At 61.6% G+C, this 23,512-nt stretch carries 22 protein-coding genes, 1 tRNA gene and 1 pseudogene; 10 read left to right on the top strand and 14 right to left on the bottom strand.

Annotation, left to right across the window (positions count from 1 at the left end; translation table 11 throughout):
- Positions 1 to 103 precede the first annotated feature (103 nt).
- Both QQJ96_RS14780 and QQJ96_RS14775 read left to right on the top strand, forming a co-directional pair.
- Positions 104 to 1,294: an efflux RND transporter periplasmic adaptor subunit gene (locus QQJ96_RS14780; RefSeq protein ID WP_284332784.1), complete on the top strand. Its 1,191-nt coding sequence runs from the start codon at positions 104 to 106 to the stop codon at positions 1,292 to 1,294.
- 11 nt (positions 1,295 to 1,305) lie between these two features.
- Positions 1,306 to 4,533, top strand: a complete 3,228-nt coding sequence (locus tag QQJ96_RS14775; RefSeq protein WP_284332783.1) for a multidrug efflux RND transporter permease subunit — start codon at positions 1,306 to 1,308, stop codon at positions 4,531 to 4,533.
- Positions 4,534 to 4,671: 138 nt separating this feature from the next.
- On the opposite strand, the gene QQJ96_RS14770 is transcribed toward QQJ96_RS14775, so the two are convergent.
- Positions 4,672 to 5,550: a hypothetical protein gene (locus tag QQJ96_RS14770; protein ID WP_284332782.1), complete on the bottom strand. Its 879-nt coding sequence runs from the start codon at positions 5,548 to 5,550 to the stop codon at positions 4,672 to 4,674.
- Here QQJ96_RS14770 and QQJ96_RS14765 point away from each other — a divergent pair.
- Entirely contained in the window at positions 5,478 to 5,693 is a 216-nt protein-coding gene (locus QQJ96_RS14765) for a hypothetical protein (RefSeq protein ID WP_284332908.1), read from the top strand. The genes QQJ96_RS14770 and QQJ96_RS14765 overlap by 73 nt on opposite strands.
- A 183-nt stretch (positions 5,694 to 5,876) precedes the next feature.
- Here QQJ96_RS14765 and QQJ96_RS14760 read toward each other — a convergent pair whose 3' ends face one another.
- From QQJ96_RS14760 to QQJ96_RS14750, 3 genes are all read right to left on the bottom strand, one after another.
- Entirely contained in the window at positions 5,877 to 7,037 is a 1,161-nt protein-coding gene (locus QQJ96_RS14760; RefSeq protein ID WP_284332781.1) for an acyl-CoA dehydrogenase family protein, read from the bottom strand.
- A gap of 91 nt (positions 7,038 to 7,128) precedes the next feature.
- On the bottom strand, positions 7,129 to 7,533 hold the full coding sequence (locus tag QQJ96_RS14755) for a type II toxin-antitoxin system VapC family toxin (protein WP_284332780.1): 405 nt from the start codon (positions 7,531 to 7,533) through the stop codon (positions 7,129 to 7,131).
- A 14-nt stretch (positions 7,534 to 7,547) separates the two neighbouring features.
- On the bottom strand, positions 7,548 to 7,799 hold the full coding sequence (locus tag QQJ96_RS14750) for a type II toxin-antitoxin system Phd/YefM family antitoxin (protein ID WP_284332779.1): 252 nt from the start codon (positions 7,797 to 7,799) through the stop codon (positions 7,548 to 7,550).
- A 126-nt stretch (positions 7,800 to 7,925) separates the two neighbouring features.
- Here QQJ96_RS14750 and QQJ96_RS14745 point away from each other — a divergent pair, with 126 nt between their 5' ends.
- From QQJ96_RS14745 to metH, 3 genes are all read left to right on the top strand, one after another.
- The gene (locus tag QQJ96_RS14745; protein WP_284332778.1) at positions 7,926 to 8,852 is read left to right on the top strand and encodes an ArsR/SmtB family transcription factor; all 927 of its coding nucleotides are present in this window, start codon (positions 7,926 to 7,928) and stop codon (positions 8,850 to 8,852) included.
- Positions 8,853 to 8,866: 14 nt separating this feature from the next.
- A complete protein-coding gene (locus QQJ96_RS14740) occupies positions 8,867 to 9,949 on the top strand; it encodes a homocysteine S-methyltransferase family protein (RefSeq protein WP_284332777.1) in 1,083 nt (360 codons plus the stop codon).
- A 108-nt stretch (positions 9,950 to 10,057) separates the two neighbouring features.
- Entirely contained in the window at positions 10,058 to 12,748 is a 2,691-nt protein-coding gene (gene metH, locus QQJ96_RS14735; RefSeq protein ID WP_284332776.1) for a methionine synthase, read from the top strand.
- A 115-nt stretch (positions 12,749 to 12,863) separates the two neighbouring features.
- Here the strand turns inward: metH and QQJ96_RS14730 are convergent, their stop codons facing one another.
- Positions 12,864 to 13,193: a lipid-A-disaccharide synthase N-terminal domain-containing protein gene (locus QQJ96_RS14730; RefSeq protein ID WP_284332775.1), complete on the bottom strand. Its 330-nt coding sequence runs from the start codon at positions 13,191 to 13,193 to the stop codon at positions 12,864 to 12,866.
- Between the two features lie 131 nt (positions 13,194 to 13,324).
- On the opposite strand from QQJ96_RS14730, the gene QQJ96_RS14725 reads away from it, so the two are divergent.
- Together QQJ96_RS14725 and QQJ96_RS14720 are read left to right on the top strand one after the other, a co-directional pair.
- Positions 13,325 to 13,399: transfer RNA gene (locus QQJ96_RS14725), tRNA-Val, on the top strand.
- Positions 13,400 to 13,654: 255 nt separating this feature from the next.
- Positions 13,655 to 13,849 (top strand): hypothetical protein, encoded by a 195-nt coding sequence (locus QQJ96_RS14720; RefSeq protein ID WP_284332774.1) that lies wholly within the window; start codon positions 13,655 to 13,657, stop codon positions 13,847 to 13,849.
- Positions 13,850 to 13,853: 4 nt separating this feature from the next.
- Here the strand turns inward: QQJ96_RS14720 and QQJ96_RS14715 are convergent, their stop codons facing one another.
- The 9 genes from QQJ96_RS14715 to tkt form a co-directional block, all read right to left on the bottom strand.
- Positions 13,854 to 14,438, bottom strand: coding sequence for a DUF4142 domain-containing protein (locus QQJ96_RS14715; RefSeq protein WP_284332773.1), 585 nt, complete (start codon positions 14,436 to 14,438; stop codon positions 13,854 to 13,856).
- The gene (locus QQJ96_RS14710) at positions 14,435 to 14,782 is read right to left on the bottom strand and encodes an SDR family oxidoreductase (protein ID WP_284332772.1); all 348 of its coding nucleotides are present in this window, start codon (positions 14,780 to 14,782) and stop codon (positions 14,435 to 14,437) included. The genes QQJ96_RS14715 and QQJ96_RS14710 overlap by 4 nt, the downstream gene beginning before the upstream one ends.
- Positions 14,779 to 14,973, bottom strand: coding sequence for a hypothetical protein (locus tag QQJ96_RS14705; protein ID WP_284332771.1), 195 nt, complete (start codon positions 14,971 to 14,973; stop codon positions 14,779 to 14,781). The genes QQJ96_RS14710 and QQJ96_RS14705 overlap by 4 nt, the downstream gene beginning before the upstream one ends.
- An 87-nt stretch (positions 14,974 to 15,060) precedes the next feature.
- The gene (locus tag QQJ96_RS14700; protein ID WP_284332770.1) at positions 15,061 to 15,414 is read right to left on the bottom strand and encodes a glycine zipper 2TM domain-containing protein; all 354 of its coding nucleotides are present in this window, start codon (positions 15,412 to 15,414) and stop codon (positions 15,061 to 15,063) included.
- Between the two features lie 111 nt (positions 15,415 to 15,525).
- Complete coding sequence (locus tag QQJ96_RS14695; protein WP_284332769.1) at positions 15,526 to 17,373, bottom strand: CHASE3 domain-containing protein; 1,848 nt, start codon at positions 17,371 to 17,373, stop codon at positions 15,526 to 15,528.
- A gap of 112 nt (positions 17,374 to 17,485) precedes the next feature.
- A complete protein-coding gene (locus QQJ96_RS14690; protein WP_284332768.1) occupies positions 17,486 to 17,836 on the bottom strand; it encodes a response regulator in 351 nt (116 codons plus the stop codon).
- A gap of 389 nt (positions 17,837 to 18,225) precedes the next feature.
- Positions 18,226 to 18,705, bottom strand: a complete 480-nt coding sequence (locus QQJ96_RS14685; RefSeq protein WP_284332767.1) for a PA2169 family four-helix-bundle protein — start codon at positions 18,703 to 18,705, stop codon at positions 18,226 to 18,228.
- Between the two features lie 378 nt (positions 18,706 to 19,083).
- Positions 19,084 to 19,335 (bottom strand): hypothetical protein, encoded by a 252-nt coding sequence (locus tag QQJ96_RS14680; RefSeq protein ID WP_284332766.1) that lies wholly within the window; start codon positions 19,333 to 19,335, stop codon positions 19,084 to 19,086.
- Between the two features lie 254 nt (positions 19,336 to 19,589).
- Positions 19,590 to 21,635: a transketolase gene (tkt, locus tag QQJ96_RS14675; RefSeq protein WP_284332765.1), complete on the bottom strand. Its 2,046-nt coding sequence runs from the start codon at positions 21,633 to 21,635 to the stop codon at positions 19,590 to 19,592.
- Positions 21,636 to 21,989: 354 nt separating this feature from the next.
- Here tkt and QQJ96_RS14670 point away from each other — a divergent pair.
- Positions 21,990 to 22,316: pseudogene (locus tag QQJ96_RS14670) on the top strand (DUF72 domain-containing protein); the annotation flags it as partial.
- Between the two features lie 196 nt (positions 22,317 to 22,512).
- Positions 22,513 to 22,716 carry a hypothetical protein gene (locus tag QQJ96_RS14665; protein ID WP_284332764.1) on the top strand — a complete coding sequence of 68 codons (204 nt, stop codon included), beginning with the start codon at positions 22,513 to 22,515 and terminating at the stop codon, positions 22,714 to 22,716.
- The last annotated feature ends 796 nt before the right edge of the window (positions 22,717 to 23,512 follow it).

The raw sequence follows: 23,512 nt of genomic DNA, 5'->3' as shown, positions 1-23,512 counted from the left end.
CCCTGATCCGTTAAATGTAGGATTTTACCGGCAATACTGCCGGGTACAGCCCCGTCTTGCCCTCCCCAACCCTGATTACGCAAGTCATGGAGTTCTCATTCTCATGAAGTCGACGCCAATGCGCACACCGGTGCTGTGCCTGAGCCTGCTGGCACTTGCCGCCTGCAGCAGCAAGGAACAGGGCCCGCCCAAGATGCCGCCGCCGACGGTTGGGGTGGTCGAAGTCCAGCCGCAGACCGTGCCACTGGCCAAGGACCTGGTGGGCCGCCTGTCCGCCTACCGCAGCGCCGACGTGCGTGCCCGCGTATCGGGCGTGCTGCTCAAGCGCGTCTACACCGAAGGCACGGACGTGAAGCAGGGCCAGTTGCTGTTCCAGATCGACCCGGTCACCTACAAGGCCAACCTGGCCAACGCCGAAGCGGCGCTGGCCTCGGCCCAGGCCAGTTACACGAACGCGCACGTGATTGCCAACCGCGACCGCCAGCTGGTGCCGCAGGGCTATATCTCACACCAGCAGCTGGATACCGATGAGGCCAACGAGCGCTCCGCGCAAGCCGCGGTAAGACAGGCGCAGGCCACCCTGCAGACCGCCCGCGTCAACCTCAGCTATACCAACGTCACCGCCCCCATCGACGGCCGTGCCGGCGAGCAGCAGGTGACCGAAGGCGCGATCGTCGGCAACGGCACCGCGGATACCGGTGCCAATGCCACCTTGCTGACCACCGTCGACCAGCTCGACCCGCTGTATGTGAACTTCACCCTGAGTGCGGCCGACCTGGACACGCTGCGCCATGCCCAGGCCAAGGGCAACGTGCAGCTGGCCGCTCAAGACAAGACCACCGTGCAGATCACCCTGCCCAGCGGCGCCAAGTACGACAAGGAAGGCATGCTCAACTTCTCCGACACCACGGTCAACCCAACCACCGGCGCTATCAACCTGCGTGCAGTGGTGCCAAACGCCGAGCGCCGCCTGCTGCCGGGCATGTACGTCACCCTCACCGCCCACATGGGCGAGCTGAACAAGGTGTACCTGGTACCCCCCGCCGGGATCCAGCGCGATCCGGCCGGGGCCTATGCCTTGGTGATCGGCAAGGACGGCAACGTCGCGCAAAAGCGTGTAACCGCCGAAACGATGCACGGTCACGATTGGATCGTCACCAGCGGCCTGGATGCGGGCGACGAGGTGATCGTCTCCGGCGTCCAGGGCGTCAAGCCGGGCGCGCCAGCCAAGGCGACGCCATGGACGCCTGACCAGGCGCCGGCCGGCCAAGCCCCTGCCGCCGGCCATCAGTAAGGAGAGCACTGATGCCGAGTTTCTTTATCGACCGCCCCATCTTTGCGTGGGTGGTCGCCATTCTGATCTCCCTGGTCGGCACCATCTCGGTGCTGAGCATGGGCGTGGAGTCCTACCCCAACATCGCGCCGCCGCAGGTCACGGTGACGGCCACCTTCCCGGGCGCCAGTGCCCAGACCATGGAAGACACGGTCACCAAGGTGATCGAGCAACAGCTCACCGGCGTCGACAACCTGCTGTATTTCAGCTCGGCGTCGAACTCCAACGGCACTGCCTCGATCACGCTGAGCTTCGCCACCGGCACCGATCCGGACATCGCGCAGGTGCAGGTGCAGAACAAGGTGTCGCTGGCACAGCCTCAGCTACCGGCTGCGGTGGTCCAGCAGGGTGTGGTGGTGGCCAAGGCCAACCCGGACTTCCTGATGTTCGTGGGCCTGATCTCCAACAATCCGGAGATCGACAGCAACCGCCTCAGTGACATCGTCGGCTCGCAGGTGATCAACCAGGTCGGGCGCATTCCCGGTATCGGCAGCACCTTCCAGGTGGGCTCCGAGTACGGCATGCGCGTATGGCTAAACCCGGACAAGATGCAGGGTTACGGCCTTTCCTTCAGCCAGGTGCGCGACGCGATCACCGCCCAGAACGTGCAGTTCGCGGCCGGTTCGCTCGGCGCCGATCCCGCCACCAGCGGCCAGGGCTTCACCGCTACGGTGTCTGCCGAGGGTCTGTTCTCCACTCCCGCTCAATTCGGCAACATCATCCTGCGCGCCAACTCCGACGGCACCGTGGTGCGCATGAAGGACGTCGCACGCATCGAGTTTGGCCCACAAACCTACGGCTTTACCTCCACCTGGACCGGCCAGCCGGTCGGTGGCTTCGGCGTCCAGTTGCTGCCTGGTGCCAACGCGCTGAACGTAGCCGAGGCCGTGCGCGCCAAGATGGACGAGCTGTCCAAGGATTTCCCGCAAGGCGTCACCTGGTTCGCACCGTACGACAGCACGCCGTTCGTGCGTGTTTCGATCGATGAAGTGGTGCACACGCTGGTGGAGGCGATCATCCTCGTCTTCTTCGTGATGCTGATCTTCCTGCAGAACTTCCGCGCCACCGTCATTCCCACCCTGGTGATTCCGGTCGCCCTGCTCGGTACCTTCATCGGCCTCGCGCCGATGGGCTTCACCATCAACCAGCTCACCCTGTTCGGCATGGTGCTGGCCATCGGTATCGTGGTCGACGACGCGATCGTGGTGATCGAGAACGTCGAGCGCATCATGACCGAGGAAAACCTGCCGCCGAAGGAAGCCACGCGTAAAGCGATGAGCCAGATCACCGGCGCGGTGGTGGCCATCACGGTGGTGCTGGCGGCGGTGTTCGTGCCATCTGCCCTGCAGCCTGGCGCCACCGGCGTGATCTACAAGCAGTTTGCGCTGACCATCGCGGTGTCGATGGGCTTCTCCGCGTTCCTCGCGCTGTCGTTCACGCCGGCGTTGTGCGCGACCATCCTCAAACCCACGCACGAGCACAAGAAGAACTTCATCTATCGCTGGTTCAACACGGCTTTCGACCGGGTCACGCACACCTATCAAGGTCATATCAGCAGTGCGATCCGCCATGCACCGCGCTGGATGATCGTGTTCGCGCTGATCGCCGCCCTCGCCGGCTTCCTTTACACCAAGCTACCGACCGGCTTCGTGCCCAATGAAGACCAAGGCTTCGCACTGGCCATCGTCAGCCTGCCACCCGGCGCCAGCATCGAGCGCACGCAAGGCGTGATGAAGGAAATCCGCGACACCCTGCACCAGAGCAAGTTGAACGACAGCTTCGTGGGCATGTACCAGATCGCGGGCTTCAGCTTCGTGGGTCGTGCCGAGAACGCCGGCATGGTGTTCATCAAGCTCAAGGACTGGAGCGAGCGATCGATCACGGCGGATGATTTCATCCGCCAGGCCAACGGTGTACTGCACGGCATTCGCGATGCGCAGATCTTCGTGGTGAACCTGCCGACCATTCGCGGCCTCAGTCAATTCGGCGGCCTGGACATGTATCTGCAGGCACGCAACGGCCAGTCGCGCCTCGAATTGGCGCAGGCCGCCGGCCAGCTGCTTGGCAATGCATCCAAGAGCCCCGTACTGTTCGGCACCCGCCCGAACGTGCTGCCGCCCGCTCCGCAGTACAACTTAAACGTCGATCGCGTGCAGGCATCGGCGCTAGGCCTGTCGGTGAGCGACGTCTACACCGCCATCCAGCTTACGCTCGCGCCGGTGTACATCAACAACTTCATCTTCGAGGATCGTGTCAAACGTGTGATGGTGCAGGCCGAAGCGCCGTACCGCATGGATACGGATTCGCTCAGCCATATCTACACACCCAGCACGCTGAGCACCACGTCCGGTACGTCAACCGCGTCGTCGACGGGCAGCAGCAACTCGCCCTACGGCCCGTACAACATGATCCCGCTGTCCAGCGTGGTGCATTCCACCTGGAGCATGGCCGCGCCTTCGCTCACGCGCTACAACGGCTATCCCGCGATCGAAGTCGTGGGCGATGCGAACAAGGGCTACTCCACCGGCCAGGCCATGGGAACCCTGCAGGGCATCGTCAACAACGACCTGCCGCATGGCTTCGGCGCGGACTGGACCGGCCAGTCGTATCAGGAAGTGCTGGCCGGCAACTCGGCCACGCTGCTGATGATCCTGTCGATCTTCATCGTGTTCCTGTGCTTGTCGGCCCTGTATGAAAGCTGGTCGATTCCGGTGGCGGTGCTGCTGGTGGTGCCGCTTGGCCTGTTGGGCATGGTGCTCGCGTGCATGCTGCGCGGCTTCCCGAACGACATGTACTTCAAGATCGGCATGGTGACGGTGATCGGCCTGGCCGCGAAGAACGCGATCCTGATCGTGGAATTCGCGGTGGAGCAACAGGCCGAAGGCGAGACGCTGTTCAATGCGGTGGTCACCGCGGCCCGCCAGCGACTTCGCCCGATCCTGATGACCTCGATGGCCTTCATCCTCGGCGTGCTGCCGCTGGTGATTTCCTCCGGCGCAGGCGCCAACTCCCGTCACGAAATCGGTACCGGCGTGATCGGCGGCATGCTGTTCGCCACCTTCCTCGGCCTGCTGCTGATTCCGGTGTTCTACACCAGCGTGCGCCGCATGCTCGGCGACAAGATGGACGAAGCCACGCACAAGCTCGCCCGTCACGAGCACCAGCAACCGCTCGACTCCGATTCGCGCGATAGCCACTGAAGCGAAGGCTGATGCGTCAGTCGACCAGCAGCCCCGGGTTTCCGGGGCTGCTTTTTTTGGATTCCGATTCGGCCAAAACACCCGCCCGAATCGCCAAATGCATTGCTGCTATTTAGCGAAGCATCGGCGTAGCTGCGATCATTCAAATAAATGAAGATTGATCGCGCTAGCGCCGCCCTTGTCCCAGAACATGGGATTGCAATACGAGTTGAAATCCGTACGGCCCGCGCGCGCGCCTGGCTTCCATTCGTTCGTCGGGCTGCTTTGCCTGGCCATGCACGCGCAGATCCCGTACTCGCTCGCCCCGACGGTTACAATCCCTCCACGCAGTCGAAGCGGACGGCGGAAAGCCGTATCCGCACTGAGCGGTTGCTCATTGGCGCGCGTATTGCCATCGATATATAAGGGATTGGCCCTGACTTCTTGCGTGGCTACATAGCGATTGTCTTGCCACACGTATCTCGTTGCTCGCCGTATCAGGGTTTCGGAGATGCCGTTCAAAGCAACGTACTCGCCTTCTATTGCCATGGCGCCAGCCCTGTTATTGAGCAAATCGAAAGCTCTTTGCCGCACGGACGAGTCAGCATGCGTCAAGCCGCTCGTAGTGGTGTCGAGCGCATTGTAAAAAGTATCGGTAGCACGGATTTCATACAGCCAGATGTCGCTGACACCGCCATAGGAATTGGCAAACATGACGGCGCGTTCAAGCTCGCTTGCGACGCTGACATAGGCTGAGTCCGCTGTGCTAGCCGTGGCCACCCGATCACCGACGCCGCACGACGTGCCCTCTTCGTGCTCTCGTAGATCGGTGTTGGAGCCATACGGAACGAACCCATCCCTGAATATCTTCTCCGGAGGCCTGAAGTCGACCCTGTATACCCAGGCAGGCGGATCGGCATGGGCAGCCACACAGGGCCATAGCCATAGAACGAAAAGAAATAGCCTTGACCATCCGCACCAGCCTGCCGTTTGGCGGGCACGATGCTCTCTACGGCCTTTCACGGCCGGCACCCGCATGCGCACGGGTTAAAAAAGACATCGTCATGAATGCCGAACAAGAGCCGTCCTGGGCCGCCGAAAAGTTGGCGGCGAGCATCCTAATCATCAGGAAGCTGCCCAATGAGATCCATCAAAGAGTGATGTCAAAATGTTGCGGATAGAACCAGGCCGTGGACCCGACAGGCCTTATCAAATCGGCCAAGGATAGGCACGGCTGGATCGATGGCCTTGCGCCATTGAAGAACATCGACGAAACGCCAACGCGCCGACATCACGCCGTGGGCATTGGTACATGGATAAAGATGCGGCTTGTCGCCATGCCGCATCTTGTCCGCCTTGCTTGGTCAGCGCAGCCCAGTCTCGGCGCGCGCAATGACCATCCGCTGGATCTCGCTCGTCCCTTCGTAGATTTCGGTGATCTTCGCGTCGCGGAAGTAACGCTCCAGCGGCATTTCTTTCGAATAGCCCATGCCGCCGTGGATCTGCACCGCCTGATGCGTGATCCACATAGCCGCTTCGGAAGCCACCAGCTTGGCGACCGAAGCCTCGGTGCCGAAGCGCCCGCCGTTCTTCTCCGTCTGGCCCTTGGTCCACGCGGCACGCAGCGTCAGCAGCGTGGCTGCATCCAGCTTGCATTTCATGTCGGCGATCTTTGCCTGGGTCATCTGGAACGTGCCGATCGGCTGACCGAACGCCTTGCGATCGCGCGACCACTGCAGCGTCGCTTCATACGCCGCGCGCGCGATGCCCACGGCCTGCGAGGCAATGCCGATACGGCCGGCGTCAAGCACGCCCATCGCGATCGAAAAGCCCTTGCCTTCCTCGCCCAGCAGGTCTTCCTTCGGGCACACGTAGTCGTTGAATTCGATTTCGCAGGTCGCCGAGGCGCGAATGCCAAGCTTGGGCTCGGTCTTGCCGGCATGGAAGCCGGGCCGCTGCGTGTCGATGATGAAGGCCGACACGCCCTTCGCGCCGATACCCGGCGTGGTGATCGCGAACAGCACGATGTAACGCGCCACCGGGCCGGAGGTAATCCAGCTCTTCTTGCCGTTGATCACCCAGTTGCCATCGGCATTCTTGGTGGCGCGCGTGTGCATCGCCGAGGCATCCGAACCCGATTGCGGTTCGGTCAGCGCGTAGGCACCGATCGCATCGCCCTGCGCGATCGCACGCACGTACTTCTGCTTCTGTTCTTCCGTGCCATGCTTAAGGATGCCGTTGCAGAACAGCGAGTTGTTCACCGACATGATGGTGGAAGTAGCGGCATCCGCGGCGGCGATCTCGATCATTGCCAGCACGTAGCCGACCGGATCCAATCCGGCGCCGCCATATTCATGCGGCACCTCGATACCCATCAGGCCGAGCTGGCCCATCTCGCGGATGTTGTCCAGCGGGAACTCGCCCTTGGCATCCAGTTCAGCGGCCACCGGCACGATGCGCTTGAGCGCGAAATCACGAGCGATAGCCTGGATGGAAAGCTGATCTTCGGTAAAACGGAAATCCATAAGCGGCTCCGGGGGAAAGGGCTGGGGAAAGCCGCTTATTTTAGCTGCCACAGGCGTAAGAGCCTTGCTGCGGGGCAACAGGGACGCGCCACTAACCTGAAAATGGGTTGAGCAAGGGCACCTGAAAGCGCTCGAAATCCCGCGTGTTGCGAGTGACCACCGTCAGCTTATGGATGATGGCCGTGGCAGCAATCATGGCATCTTCATTGACGGTATCCGACTGCCGATGCATGAGCTTGGCCCAACAGCGGAATGCAGGGGCATCCATGGGCAGCACATTGTAGGTTGCGGCCACTTGCTCAAGCCACGCCTCGATAGCGGAGGCTTTATCCGGATCCTGTTCGCGGGTGAGCTCAATGCCCGCCTGTATTTCACCCAATGTGACAGCGCTCAAATGCAAATCGGCGTCGTCGATATTTTCGATCCAAGCAACGACTGCACCGTGCGGACGTGGCTTGCGCAACTCCGAAACAATATTGGTATCCAGCAAGAACATGCCTACCCCTAAATTTAGAATGAAGGGGGGCGACGTCGACGCACACCGCGCCGTGGGATATCGAGGTCTGCGCGCCCGAAATCGGAAAGCAGGAGTGCCTTCAGCGAAGGGCGCGCTGTTTCGACCAGGCGCCGCCATTCGGCAATGGGAATCAGCACTGCAGTTTCTTCACCGCGCCGGGTGATCAACTGAGCACCGTCCGTAGCGCACGCATCAAGCAGCTCACTGAAACGGGCTTTTGCGTCTTGTACCGGCCAAGTATGCATGGGCTCACCATCAAACTAGTCACATGACTAGTTTATCACTATCAAGCCCGCAGTCGCAGGCCCTTGACGCCCCGTCTTGGCGCGCCTACCCTTACACATCTCTTCATCGCGATATAAGGATGCACGATGGATCTGGCCACCGCCTCCAGCGTGTTGCGCCTGCTGGCGGATCCCACTCGCGTGCGGCTGCTGGCCCTGCTTGAGCGGGAAGAACTGACCGTAGCCGAACTGGCCGCGGTATTGCACCTGGCACAGCCACGCGTGTCGACCCATCTGGCCAAGCTGAAGGAGGCCGAGCTGGTGCGCGACCGCCGAGCGGGCGTGTCGGCCTATTACCGCGCCAACAGCGAAGGCGATGAGCGCCAGCATGCCCTGATCCGCTCATTGCGCGAAAGCATCGACGACGCCCTGCTGCGCGAAGACGCCGCACGCCTGAGCGCCGTCCTGGCCCAGCGCGCCAACGAACACGGCTGGGCCGACACAGTAGCCGGCGACATGGAACGCCATTACTCCCCCGGTCGCACCTGGGAGACGCTTACCCGCTCGCTGCTGCAACTGCTGGAAACCGGCGATGTGCTGGATATAGCTTCCGGCGACGGCGTAACGGCTGAACTGCTCGCGCCGCACGCGCGCGCCATCGTCTGCGTCGACGCAAGCGAACGAGTGGTGGAGGCGGCGGCAAAGCGGCTGGCAGCTTTCGGCAATGTCGAAGTGCGCCAGGGCGACATGCATGCCTTGCCGCTGCAGGCGGACCGTTTCGATCTGGTGCTGATGCTGCATGCACTGACCTATTCCGAACAGCCGGCCAAGGCCGTGGCCGAAGCCGCGCGGGTGTTACGCCCCGGTGGCAGGCTGCTGGCCGTCACGCTGGGCAAGCACGACCACCGTGCCGTGGTGGAGCCGTTCGATCATCGCAATCTCGGCTTCAACGAAAGCGACCTCGGCCAGCTGGCCACGCAAGCCAAACTCCAAGTTTTGAACTGCAACCGCCTGAGCCGCGAGCGCAAGGCGCCGCATTTCGAAGTGATCAGTTTGCTCGCGCGCAAGTCCTGAAGGAGTTCCCCCTCATGAGCAGCACTCTCCCCTGGCTACACCCCGAACGCGTCGCGGCGCTCCAGGCCGCGTTACGCGAGCGCATCCTGATCCTCGACGGCGGCATGGGCACCATGTTGCAAGGTCATCGGCTGGATGAAGCGGGCTTTCGCGGCGAGCGCTTCGCCGAGGGCCACGACAGCCAGCACGCGCACGATCATCCGGGTGCCTGCGACCTGAAAGGCAACAACGACCTGCTTACGCTCACCAAGCCGGACATCATCCGCGGCGTGCATGAGGCATACCTCGAAGCCGGCGCCGACCTGGTCGAAACCAACACCTTCAACTCCACGCGCATCAGTCAGGCCGATTACCGTCTGGAACACCTTGCCTATGAGTTGAACCGCGAAGGCGCCAAACTCGCGCGCGCCGCCTGTGCTGCGTACACGGCGCAAAACCCGGCCAGGCCGCGTTTTGCGATCGGCATACTTGGCCCCACCAGCCGTACCGCTTCGCTGTCGCCCGACGTCAACGACCCGGGCTTTCGCAACGTCAGCTTCGAGGAGCTGGTCGACAACTACAACGAAGCCGCCCGTGGCCTGCTCGACGGCGGCGCCGACGTGATCATGGTGGAAACCATTTTCGATACGCTCAACGCCAAGGCAGCGCTGTTCGCACTGAGCGAGCTGTTCCGTGCACGCGGCAGCCGCGTGCCGGTAATGATTTCCGGCACCATCACCGACCGTTCCGGCCGCACGCTTTCGGGCCAGACCGCCGAAGCGTTCTATTACTCGGTCAAGCACATCCGCCCGCTTTCCGTCGGCCTGAACTGCGCATTGGGCGCAGCGGACTTGCGCCCGCACGTGCAGACGCTGGCGAATGTTTCGGAGTGTTATGTCAGCACCCACCCGAACGCCGGCTTGCCCAATGCGTTCGGCGAATACGATGAAACCCCGGCCCAGATGGCGGCGGTGATCGGCAGTTTCGCGCGCGACGGCCTGCTCAACATGGTAGGTGGCTGTTGCGGAACCACGCCGGCGCATATCAAGGCGATTGCTGAAGCGGTGAGCAACTATGCACCGCGTACGCCCGCTGCCGAAGAGAAAGAAGCGGCGTAAGCCAACAGCAAATGCGACGCGGATCCGTATGGCCGCCCTTCCCGCAAAATCCCTTCCCCATCCCGGCCCGGTTCCCACCAGGGGCCGGGAGCAGAACAAAAATCGTCGATGAACACTAATCGCTACACCCGCCTCTCTGGCCTTGAACCCCTGGTCATTACGCCGGACCTGCTGTTCGTCAATATCGGCGAACGCACCAACGTCACCGGCTCGGCGCAATTCAAGAAACTCATCAAGGAAGAGCGCTACGAAGAAGCCGTTGAAGTGGCACGCCAGCAGGTGGCAAATGGCGCGCAAATCGTCGACGTGAACATGGACGAAGGCCTGATCGATTCGGAAGCGGCAATGACGCGCTTCCTCAATCTGATCGCCGCCGAACCGGACATCGCGCGCGTGCCGGTGATGGTCGACTCCTCCAAATGGAGCGTGATCGAAGCCGGCCTGCGCTGCCTGCAAGGCAAAGGCGTGGTCAACTCCATCTCGATGAAGGAAGGCGAAGAGCTGTTCCTGGAGCATGCGCGCAAGGTAATGGAATACGGTGCAGCCGTAGTGGTCATGGCGTTCGACGAACAAGGCCAGGCCGATACCTGCGAACGCAAGGTTCAAATCTGCTCGCGCGCGTACCAGTTGCTAATCGAGAAACTGGACTTCCCGCCCGAAGACATCATCTTCGACCCCAATATCTTCGCCATCGCCACCGGCATCGAGGAACACAACAACTACGCGGTGGACTTCATCGAAGCCACGCACGAGCTGAAACGGCGCTTTCCGCTCAGCCATGTTTCCGGCGGCGTATCCAACGTCTCCTTCTCGTTCCGCGGCAACAACACGGTGCGCGAGGCGATCCACTCCGTGTTCCTGTACCACGCCATCAAGGCGGGCATGGACATGGGCATCGTCAATGCCGGCGCGTTGATGATCTATGACGACGTGCCGGAAGAATTGCGCGAACGCGTGGAAGACGTGGTGCTCAACCGCCGCGCCGACGCCACCGAGCGGTTGCTCGAAATCGCCGACCGCTACAAGGCGAAGAAAGGCGAAGCGGTCACGGAAAGCCTGGCCTGGCGCGAAAAGCCCGTGCGCGAGCGGCTTGCACATGCCCTGGTGCACGGCATCGACCAATTCGTCGACGAAGACACCGAGCAGGCACGCCAGCAATCCGTACGCCCGCTCGACGTGATCGAAGGCCCGCTGATGGATGGCATGAACATCGTCGGCGACCTGTTCGGCGCCGGCAAGATGTTCCTGCCGCAGGTGGTCAAATCCGCGCGCGTAATGAAAAAGGCCGTGGCCTACCTGCTGCCCTACATCGAGGCGGACAAGCAGCGTAGCGGCAACACCGCGAAAAACAACGGCACCATCGTGATGGCCACCGTGAAAGGCGACGTGCACGACATCGGCAAGAACATCGTCGGCGTGGTGCTTCGCTGCAACAACTTCGAAGTGATCGACCTGGGCGTGATGGTACCGGCGCAAAAAATCCTGGATAGCGCCCGCGAACACAAGGCCGACCTGATCGGCTTGTCCGGCCTGATCACGCCCTCCCTGGAGGAAATGAGCCACGTGGCGCGCGAGATGCAGCGGCAGGATTTCCACATTCCCTTGCTGATTGGTGGCGCCACCACTTCGCGCGCGCACACTGCGCTGAAGATCGAGCCACACTACAAGTCACCCACCGTGTGGGTAAAGGACGCCTCCCGTGCCGTGGGCGTGGCGCAGTCCTTGGTAAGCAAGGAGCTGGTCGACAACTTCATGACGAAGATCCGCGCCGAATACGCGGACATCCGCGAACGGCACAAGCAGCGCGGCGCCGCCAAGACACTTGTCCCGCTGGAGCACGCTCGCAAACAGCGCTTCAGCTGCGACTGGAAAAGCTACACGCCGCCGCGGCCACACAAAACCGGCATCACCTGCTTCGACGACTACGACCTGGCCGAACTGCGCGAGTACATCGACTGGACTCCGTTCTTCCAGGCCTGGGAACTGGCCGGGCGCTATCCGGCCATCCTTACCGACGAAGTGGTCGGCAAACAGGCCACCGAGCTGTACTCGGATGCACAAGCCATGCTCGACAAGCTCATCGCCGAGCGCTGGCTGACAGCACGGGCGGTGATCGGCTTCTGGTCGGCCAACAGTATCGGCGACGATGTCGAAATCCAGCTTGGCGAAGGCGGAAAAACCAGGCGCCTGCACCACCTGCGCCAACAGGCCGAAAAGCCCGCCGAGCGTCCAGACTTCTGTCTCGCCGATTTCATTGCGCCGAAAGAGGCCGATAAGCAGGACTGGATCGGCGCCTTCGCCGTCACGGCAGGGATCGGCATCGAAGCGCATATCGCTCGCTTCGAAGCAGACCACGACGACTATTCCGCCATCCTGCTCAAGGCTTTGGCCGACCGCCTTGCCGAGGCCTTCGCCGAACGCATGCACGAACGCGTACGTCGCGAGTACTGGGCCTATCAGCCGGACGAGTCACTGGACAACCAGGCGCTGATCGACGAGCAATACCGCGGCATTCGTCCCGCTCCCGGCTATCCCGCCTGCCCGGATCACACCGAAAAAGCCACGCTATTCGAGCTGCTCGACGCCACGCGCAAGGCCGGCATCGAATTGACCGACGGTTTCGCCATGTACCCGACTGCCGCCGTTTCCGGCTGGTATTTCTCGCACCCGCACAGCCAGTACTTCGTGGTAGGCCGCATTACGCGCGAGCAGGTGGAAGACTATGCCAAGCGCAAGGGATGGACACGCGAGGAAGCGGAGCGGTGGCTGGCCCCGAACCTCGACTATGATCCGGAATGACGCAGGTTGGGGCAACCCCTAGTGCGTAGGCTGGAATGCTAATCCCAGCTTTCCACGCGGTATGCCGATGCTGGGATTGTCATCCCAGCCTACGCGCCAGAATGACGCGCCCGACCTAGCCCTTCCCCCCCACTTCATCCCGCCCGTGATGGCGCAAATGCGTCACCAGGTTGTAAATCGACACGAACACCGGGAAGAAGTTGGAAAGGATTCCCACCGAGTCATTCTTGCCGAATACGAAATACGCCAGCAGCAAGGCACTGCCTGACACCGACATCCACCAGAACGACAGCGGCATCACTACGCGCTTGTATTTGCGCGTGTAGTAAAGCTGCACGAACCAGCGCCCCGTGAACATGAAGGTGCCCAGGTAGCCGACGATCTTCCAGGGCGTGACGTGGAAGTTCTGCAGGGCGTGCAGAATATGCGAGAGGTCCAAATGCATGGGGCGCAGCCGTGTGGGCAAGGGGAACGGGGCATTTTAGCCGCCCCGCGCTTTCGACCCATGGAAAAACGCGCGACCCTCGGAAGTGTTGACGGCTGGCCCCTCGGCCCGTATAGTTTCGCGTTCCCGGCGGGCGGTTAGCTCAGCGGTAGAGCACTGCCTTCACACGGCAGGTGTCACAAGTTCGATCCTTGTACCGCCCACCATCTCGATTTCGATGAAAAAGGCCACCTCCAGGTGGCCTTTTTTGTGACCCGAGGAAGGGCCAGCCCCCTCCTCGATGAGGGTTCGATGCTGAGATTGCCATCCCAGCCTATGTGCAACATGGAACTGACATATCGCTCAAGCATGCTGGGGGCAGCGAGGCGGCTTGAATATCCGTGAACAGCCGCCTCGACACAGCATGCGCATTCCGTTCAAGCCTCGTCCGAGAAAATATCAAGCCCTGGTCTCTTCATAAAATGAGCATCCGCAACGCCACCATCGCCCGGCGCAGCCGCAAGATCGGCCTGTCCGAACAGGAGCGCCTGGCTTTGGACTCTCGGCGTCGGCGTCACCATGACAACTCTGGCCAGCAGGCGAAACCGCACCGCGGCCTGTCCTTGCCGCGTCCGGAAAAGACTGGCAGCTGGCAGGCCAACTGGGCGGAGTGGTAATCCTTTATCGGTGTTCCCGCCCCTGCTGCGCAAGGCTAGCTTCTTTCATCAGCGAACGCGCGGCATCCAGATGACCCTGCAGCACAGGTAGTCCCCGTGCGGCGATGGTTCTGAGCTTGTCATCGGCCGAGGTTTTCGCGGCCACGGCATAGGCGGCGATGATCTTGTGGTGCTCCTTCACCATCGTGCCTACAAAGGCCCGGTCGAACGCCTCGCCTTGCAACGACTGCAGATGTGCCTGCATGGCGATGATGTCGCGAGCGGGAGCATCGTGCGCATGCCCCTTGCTGCCGCTGTTCGCGGCAAGCCGAGAGAATTGCAAATCGAGCGCGGCATGGTCGCTGACAATTTTGCTCGCCAGCGCCCGCAGTCGGGGATTGCTCGACTTCATCATCGCGAGTCTGGCCAATGCTATCTGCATGGCGTCATCCGCGATTGCCTGGGCCAGAAACGCCCGCTCGTGTACGCCACGCAGCGGGCGGTGGGTGCTTTGCTTTTGCGGTTTCTGCGCCAAGCCCACGGCAGGCACCACGATAAAGCACAGCAGCAGCGAAAGACGCGCAGACGTGAACGCCTGAGGCGCCGTCACGGCTGCCCCCGCCCACCGGATTCGCCGTAGACCTGTCCAGTCACATAGCTGGATTCGGCGCAGGCAAGCTGCACATACACGTGGGCGATTTCAGCCGGCTGCCCCGGCTGCCCCATCGGCGTGGTCTCGCCGAATGTCCGAAGGTTCTTCTGCGTCTGTCCGCCGCTCACCTGCAAGGGCGTCCAGAACGATCCCGGCGCAACGCCGTTCACCCGAATGCCGCGCTTGATCATCTGCTTGGCCAGCCCCTTGGTGAAGGTAACGATGGCGCCCTTGGCCAAAGCATAGTCCAGCGGGTTCTCGGAGGGATCGTAAGCTCCCACCACCGCACCCTGGCTGTTCAAATCAACTCCGCCTCGTGCAAAAGCTCGCTTAGCGCCGACTCCACCTTCGGTCCGACGAAATGATCATTCGCCATCCATTGCGAGGTGGCCAGCAAAGACGGCTCGCTGCACACCACCAGGGTCCAGCGATCGCAGCACCCATTCCCCGGAGCCGAGCGATCGCCCAGATATTTGTTCTGCACTTGATTCATTGGCTCGATCCCACAGGCACCGGCACAATGAGCAGCGTATGCATGATGCTACCGCGATCGGAAGCCGGCGGTAACGACAAATCCCACCTATTGCCGCGTTTCGTAGCAGTGCTCTTCATAATGATAGGTCGCGTTGTTTTGCTGGTGACTTTCCTGCACCTTCTTGCCGGCGTAACCGCCGGCTACCACGCCGCCGGCCGTGGTGAGCACCTTGCCCTTGCCGCCGCCGAATTGATTGCCCAGCAAGCCACCCGCCGCGGCCCCAACCAGCGTTCCTGCGATCTGGTGACTATCCTTCGGACGATCCTGCACCTTGACCTTGCGGCAGACCTGATGAGGGCTGGTGGCAGGCGCGCTATTGTCCTGGGCTGAAGCGACACAAATGCCCGATATCATCAGGCAGCCGATCAATGCGAGTCTTGCCGGCAGACGCATGCTCATGGCGACACCCTTCTTCAGCTGGGATGACGCCATTATTTTGCGGGAAATGTGAGAAAGCTGTCGTGGCTTCGTGAGTGCATTCAGTTTGCGTGCCGGGTGCTAAAACGGGGTCTAACGCAGCACGCTTTCAGCGGCGATGGCTGCCAGCATTTCGCGCGACAGCTCGTCAACGGTGAATGGCTTGGTAATAAGGCGAACGCCATCGTCCAGCACACCGTTGTGCACGATGGCATTGCGCGAGTATCCCGTCATGAACACCACCGTCATGTTCGGCCGTATGCCGCGGATGTCATCGAACAGCTGCCTGCCGTTGGCGCCCGGCATCACTACATCCGTCAGCATGACATCGATCTGCTCATCTTCCATCAGCAGCGCGCGCGCCGACTCTGCGTCGTCCGCGGCAATCGCCTGGTAACCCAGGTCCTCAAGGGCGGAAACCACGAACTCACGCACATCCGCGTCATCCTCCACGACCAGCACCTTGCGTTGTGGCGAGACCGGCGTCGTCAACACGACCGGTCGCGCCGGCTTTTCCTCATCCTTGGAGCTATCCCTCGGCAGATACAGTTTCACGGTGGTACCCATGCCCTGCTCGCTGTAGATCTTGACGTGCCCCTGCGACTGTTTGGCGAAACCATGGACCTGGCTGAGGCCCAAGCCGGTGCCGTGCCCGATGTCCTTGGTGGTGAAGAAGGGATCGAAGGCCCTGCTGATCACTTCGGGCGACATGCCGCAGCCGGAATCGGTCACCGCCACCATCACGTACTGGCCCGGCGTCAATTCGCCTTGCGCATCGGCATAACTGCGATCCAGGATGACGTTGGCGGTTTCGATGCCGAGTCTGCCTACGCCCTTCATGGCGTCTCTTGCGTTGACCGCCAGGTTGAGAATGGCGCTTTCCAGTTGCGGGCCGTCCACGTAAGCCCGCCATAGGCCATCACCCTGCACAATGTCGATCCTGACGTTCTCGCCCAATGAACGGCGCAGCATCATCGGTACGTCCTGCACGCACTGGTTCACGTCGATCGACTTCGGTTGCAAGGGCTGCTGGCGGGAGAAAGCGAGCAGGCGCTTGGTGAGTTCCGCTGCGCGCTGTGCGCCGGCCAAGGCATTGCTGGCCAACCTGCACCAGCGCACCTCGCTTTCCGGCAGGCGCCTGACCAACATTTCCAGGTTGCCGAAGATGACCGCCAGCATGTTATTGAAGTCGTGCGCCACTCCACCGGTGAGCTGGCCCAGCGCCTCCATTTTCTGCGATTGCCGCAATTGCTGTTCCGCAGCCTCGCGCTGCTCGATCTCAGCGCGCAGCGAACGATTCTTTTCGCGCATGTCCAAGGCATAGCGGCGCGCCTTCATCACGATGATGAAGCCCAGTGTGCTGGCCAGCAGCGTCACCAGTATCATCGCGGTGGTGAGAAAGCTTCGCTGCATCGCCGCGGCGGTGGTGCGCTCGCGCAGCATGTCCAGTTCGGTTCGATCGAAGTCGTCCGCCAGATCGCGGATGCGTCGCATGCGGTTACGGCCCAAATTGGCTTCGACCAACCAGGTCGCCGCGTCGGCATGCCCGGCCTGCCGTTGCTGGATGGTATTGGACAGGTCGTCCATCTTCGCCGCGATCAGCGGATAGAAAGCGTCCAGCTGACGCTGGTGCGCGGTACTTTTTTCGGTGAGCTGACGCAGCTGGCCTTCCAACACGGGCAATTGCGTTTTAGTCGTGTCCACTGCCGCGAGGTACCGGCTGTCACCCGTCAGCAGATAGCCGCGCTGCCCCGATTCGGCTTCCTGCAAGCCGCCAAGGAGCTGCGCAAGCGTTTGCCTGACCAGCATCGAATGCTCGACCTGCCGCTCGGCCCCCATGCTGGAGAACGCGGCTACGATCACCAGCGCGCAGACACACAGCAGCAGTACGAATCCCCCGACGAGTCCAAGCCGTATGCGAGCCTGCTCCGATTCGTGCATACCTAGGCCCTTTGTGTGCGGGGCTCCAGGCCAGCTCCTTGCGTACGCTTGTTGCCGAGCTTAAGGACGATTCGTACTGGCGCGCCGATGCAGTTTCCGCATCGGCCTTGGATCAAGCATATTCGGTAATTGCCGCCAGCAAGGTCTTGCGATCAAACGGCTTGGGCAGATATTTCATCCACGATTGCAACGCCTCCCCAGGTGGCTCGCAGTCGCCGGACATTACGATCATCGGGCACTTCAAGCCTTCCTTGTGCATGGCTTTGCCCATCTCGATGCCGCTCATGCCTTGCTTCAGGTTGAGGTCCGTCAGCACGACGCCAATGTCCGTCCGCACCGAAGCGACCTGCATGGCTTGTTCGCAATTGTGCGCCGCTACCACTTCGTAACCGGCATCCTCAAGCATGAATGCGGTCACCTCGAGCACGTCTCGATTGTCGTCAACGAGCAGAACAGTCTTCATGCGATCCCCACCCGATCTTCATATGCCTTAACCGGCGAACAGCCAAACGGTATTTGGCGGCACTGCAACGGAAAATGAATAGGCCCCGATGTGGCGGACAATAACCAAAACGGGGACAGGTTATGTGAAAGTGAAGTCAAGACGAGCGCCGCTTTTCGTGAACAAAGTGTATTCGTTCACGCATGGGCGACCCCAGACTGACTAGTTTTTGGAACGTTGCCGTCCCCTTGCGACCCAGACGTTGGCGCCCATGCTCAAGCGAATTGGCTGGATCGTGTTCGTATTACTGCTTGCGGGGTTCATCCTGGTCGGCGCATACCGCGCCATACGGCACCAGGAAGCGCGGCCGCCTACCCCGCGCGCACCGCCCTACCGCTGACGCCTCGGGTCTACCACTGTTCCAGCCGTTCGCTGTGACTGTGCTCAGCGTGTGGATAGCGCTTCAATGCGTGCATGTCGGCACAACCTTCCTGCACCGAGGCGTAGGCGTTCTCCACCACCGTGCGCGATAGCCCGGATAGCCGGCAGTCCATCAAGGCGTGTTCATACTTCGCCTTGATACGCTCCTCGCAGCGCTCCACTTCATCGATCAAGGCGCAATAGCCATAGTCCATGGTGTGACGCAGATTCCCGAACAGGCGCAAAGGATGAGCAACCAGCATCCCCTCGCCCATAGGATTGCCCGTGACGGCGGTACGCTGCAGTTGCAATTCCCGTGCAATCAGCTTGCGCTGGATCGAGAGATGTTCGAACAAGGCACGGATTCTCGGATTGCCGATATTGCCTGCCACTTTCCGGTAATGCCTTGCACTGTCCAAGGTGGCACCGATCAGGCCAGTGAGTATGTTGACGTCGTAATCCGCGTTCATGAGCCGCCTCTCCGCACCATGGCGTCATCTTGAATGCTTGCCCGTACAAACCGGGCGGAAACAAGGTAAAAATTTTCGGCTTGGCGAGATTGAGTGATGCAGCCGCGGCAAAGGGTTGCCGCCGTTGTCATCGAGTTTGACCAAGATGACCCGGGTGGAGACGAACCCGGTCTAGCTGCTCACTCATTTGAAGATGTTGGGCGATATCACTGCTTGGCGCTGCATGCAGCGGCTTTGGACGGCCGAGTCCCACCGCTTCGCGGGATCGCTACCGCCCTCCCCTGCTTTGCGCAGGAGAGGGCACCGAACTGGCGAGCAACCCATTTGGCGACAACCGATCGCGCGGACTGCCAGATGATTTTTATTCTTGTTGCTTGCTCAATGTGCAGCTGTCGACGGCGAGGCCGGCGGTTTCATCGCCGTGCCCCCCATGGCCGGCGCGGCCGCCGTAGAGGGCTTGGCCGGCGCCGTAGCGGCCGGTGCTGGCGGCGACGGGTTGGCGCCGGGCGCTGCCGCCGTGGAAGGATTCGCCGGGGCGTTGCCGCTCGGAGGCGAGTTGGGGTTGTTGCAACCGCTGATGGCCAAGCCGAAGCAGGCAACCGCCATACCAACAAGTATCGTGCGATTCATGAGATTTCTCCTGACGTGACATGGAAATGTTTCGCGTCGTGCCAAGTGGATCTGTAATCGTTCATCGCCGTACCTAATCTCATTTGACGATTACAAGCCTCACCTTGATCCCCTTGTATGCAAGATTTCGTGGAGTAATTGTCAACGTCATGTTTCAAATTCCGAATAACCCTGACAATCCGGCCTCCCGGCCCTTGCCAGCCATCCTTTACTGAACTTTAGTCCCAGCCAGTCCATGCCCCTGGTTCTTGCCATCAAGCGAGCAGGGCCCTGGCCGCCGCACATACCCGCTCGACCGTAAACCCATATTCCCGCGCCACCGTTTCACCCGGTGCCGAAGCCCCAAACCGGTTCACACCCAGCATGGCGCCCCGCGGGCCAATGTACTTTTCCCAGCCCTGCGCAATGCCCATTTCCACTACCAGGCGTGCACCGGTCGAGGGTGGCAGCACCTTATCGCGCTCGTCCTGCGGCAGGGCCTCGAATAGTTCGTGGCTGGGCATCGAAACGCAACGCACTGCTATGCCCTCCTCGCCGAGTCGTTTAGCAGCCTCCACGATCAGCCGTACCTCCGAGCCGCTGGCGATCAGGATCAGAGCGGGCCTGCCCGTAGGCGGATCGGCCAGTACATAGGCGCCCCGGCGCAGCCCTTCGGCCGAAGCGTAGCGACTGCGATCGAACGTAGGCAGCTTTTGCCGGCTCAGCGCCAACAGCACGGGGCGGTCGCGCGTTTCCACCGCAAGCTTCCACGCCACCGCCGTTTCATTGGCATCCGCCGGACGAATCACGATCGCACCAGGAATCGCGCGCAGGCAGGCGAGGTGTTCCACCGGCTGATGCGTGGGCCCGTCTTCGCCGAGCGCCAGGCTGTCGTGGGTAAACACGTGTACTACGTGCAAACCCATCAATGCGGCCAGGCGTATCGGCGGTCGCATGTAATCGGAGAAGGTCAGAAAGGTGGCGCCATAAGGAAGGAATCCGCCATGCGCGGCAAGGCCGTTGACGATGGCTCCCATGGCATGTTCGCGCACGCCGAAATGAATGTTGCGCCCGGTGTAGTCGCCATGCTCGACGACCAGTTCGCGTCGGCCGGCTTCCCCCGTGCGTGGCGGCCGGAAATCGCCGAACTTGCTCAGCGCCGTCTTGGTGGAAGGATCCAAGTCGGCCGAACCGCCCGCCAAGGCGGGAAGCCGCGGCGCCAGAGCGTTCATGACCTTGCCCGACGACTCGCGCGTGGCCAATCCGGTCTCATCCGGCGCAAAGGTCGGGATGTCCGCATCCCACCCTTCCGGCAGCTGATCGCGCAGACGGGTATCGAGTTCCCGCCACAGCTCGGGGTAGTGCTCCTGATACTCCTTCATCATCCGCGCCCAGTCATCCTCCTGCTCATGACCGCGCATGGCTTGCTTGCGCATGTGCGACAGCACTTCATTGGGCACCAGGAAATCCGGTTGCAGCGGCCAACCGAGCTTTTCCTTGGTCTTGCGTACGTTGTCCTCGCCCAGCGGGGAACCATGCGCTTTGTAGCTATCCTGTAGGGGCGAGCCAAAACCGATATGGGTGCGAACGCTGATCAACGAAGGGCGCGCCACTTCGCGCCGCGCCTGACTCAAAGCCAGGTCGATCGAAGCCAGGTCGTTGCCGTCGTTCACCGCGACCGTATGCCAACCATAGGCCTGGAAGCGCTGGACGCGGTTCTCCGAAAAAGTGACATCCGTAGCGCCGGCCAACGTGACACGGTTGTCGTCGTAGAAAACGATCAGCCGACCCAGTTTCAAATGACCGGCCAGTGATGCCGCCTCGGAGGCCACGCCCTCCATCAGGTCGCCATCGCTGGCGAGCACGTAGGTGTAGTGATCGAACGGCTTGTAGGTGTCGCGGTTATAGCCCGCAGCCAGCTGCGCTTCGGCAATCGCCATGCCCACGGCATTGCCGAACCCCTGCCCCAGCGGGCCAGTGGTCACTTCCACACCGGGAGTGAGTCCGCGTTCCGGATGCCCAGGGGTCTTGCTGCCCCACTGCCGAAATTGGCGCAAGTCGTCGAGCGTGAGGCCGTAGCCGCTCAGGAACAGCAACGCATAGAGCAGCGCCGAGCCGTGCCCGGCTGAAAGCACGAAGCGATCGCGATCGGCCCAATGCGGATTGGCCGGGTTGTGCTTCAGGTAGCGATCCCACAGCACATAGGCCATGGGCGCGGCACCGAGCGGCAGGCCAGGGTGTCCGCTGTCAGCTTTCTGCACCATGTCGACGGCGAGAAAGCGGATCGTGTCGATGCACTGCTGGTCAAGCTGCGAAGACATGCGTGTCGTGCGAAAAAAAGGCGATTCAGGCGTTTTGAGTAGCCGTGCAGGCGTCATGCCCGCAACTGCACTGCGTGCCTTCCGCTCGCAGCTGGTCCGCCTTGCGGCAGTCGTCGCTGCAATACTGCCCGGCTTCCGCCACCTTGCATTGGCAAGGCCCATACGCACATATGTGATCGATCTCCACGCGGATATCGCCTCTGATGGAATGAAACGTTACGTACAGGCCGCACGATGCGACGCAGGCAGTTTTCCTGAAGTGAAGATTAGATCGCCGTGATGGCGACACGCAGCCATTTTTTTCGCACGGCGCCGTCTGCTTTACCTGCGTGAGGCGCGATTGCACATCGCAGTCGCCCCAACGTGGCATTAGTGACGGCCGACTCCGCCGACAAATGGCCTTTCCTTGAGGACGTCACCGCCAGCATCCTGTACTTGCGCCCGCATGGCGACAAGCAACTTTATGCCAGCGGCTATTCCAACGCCGCGCTTGATCGCTGGCGCAAACGTATCGATGCATGGCGACTAGGCGGCGAACCCGGGGATGCCAAGCGCTGCAGCGGCAAGAAGCCGCGCAAGCGTGCCAGCCGTGACATCTATTGCTACTTCGACAACGATGCCAAGGTAAAAGCACCCTTGGATGCGCGCAAGCTGACGGAAAAACTTCGCCATGGGGAGTGAGCCCATGCATGGGCATCCGATGCAAGGTTTTCACCCAAGCTACGCTTCACCAGCCTGCGCGCTGAACGCGAGGCCTGGCCAACATCCTGGTCACATTCACTTGCCCTGTCCTTGACATATGCCGTTGCAAGGTCTTCCTACACAGGGCCGCCGCGGCGAGCCGTGATCTCGTTTTGTCGACCCCGGAGTATCGCTTATGACAACAACGCTGGATAAACCCCTGAGGCGCGAAATCGACGTAGAAGGACACCCCTACACCGTGGTGCTGGACGCCGCCGGGCTGAAAATCACCCGCAAGGCCCACCGTAAGGGTATCGAGTTGAAGTGGACCGAACTGATCAATGGCGATGCGGAAATGGCGGCGGTGTTGAATGCATCGGAGCTGGACGATCAGGGCTGACATCTTGACGCCGCTTCGTCGGGTACTACATGCAGGGAAGCGAGCACCCGCCGGCCAGATTCGACACTTCGGATCAGCCGGCTTTCCTCGTCCTCGCCGCCTTTTTCGCTGCAGCCGATCGGCCTCGTGCGCCTTTCGTACGCGCGGCGTCTTCGCCGCCGCCGAGCGCGAGGCGGAACTTCGCTTGGATGCAGCACGCTTGCCCTGTGCCGACAAGGCAGACTTGGAAACGGCGCCTCGCCCTTCCTTGCGCAACGCTCGCAATGACGCGTTGGCGCGCTTAGCACTCGATCGCTTGCTGGCGGCTCGCTTGCGGCCCGTACTGGTTCGTTTGTGGCCGCACGTGGCGCTGCCAGTCTACGGGGAAGTGCCCGAGCCAAATCCACCGGCGCCGGCTCCTGCACCCGAAAATCCAGACCCAGACCCCGAGCCGCCACTGCCGACACCGGAACACCCGCCGCTTACCGATCCGGAACCTCCGCCGTCGCCCATCGGCGACCCGACCAGCACGCCGCCAGTGCCGCAGGCATTGTGGATTCGGCTTGGAATAGCGCGAGCACTTCGCGATGGTCTTGTTCGCGGCGGAAACGGCCATTACGAAACGGACGTCCTGGGCGGTATGCGAACCGGCTGCACCGGTAACCGCATTGGACACCTTGGCAGTTCCGTTTTGCGCCCGGGCGGACAAAACCGTCAGCGATATGAACGCCACTACAAGGAATGATTTGAGCGGCGACATGAATCCATCTGCCGACAAGTGCCGCGCATAGTTGACATAGGCGACATGACTCGTACG

The organism is Dyella flagellata (genome assembly GCF_030160275.1).
Classification (GTDB): Bacteria; Pseudomonadota; Gammaproteobacteria; order Xanthomonadales; family Rhodanobacteraceae; genus Dyella_B; species Dyella_B flagellata.
Note: the sequence above shows the minus strand (reverse complement) of the source record. Positions and strands in the feature narration are given on the sequence as shown.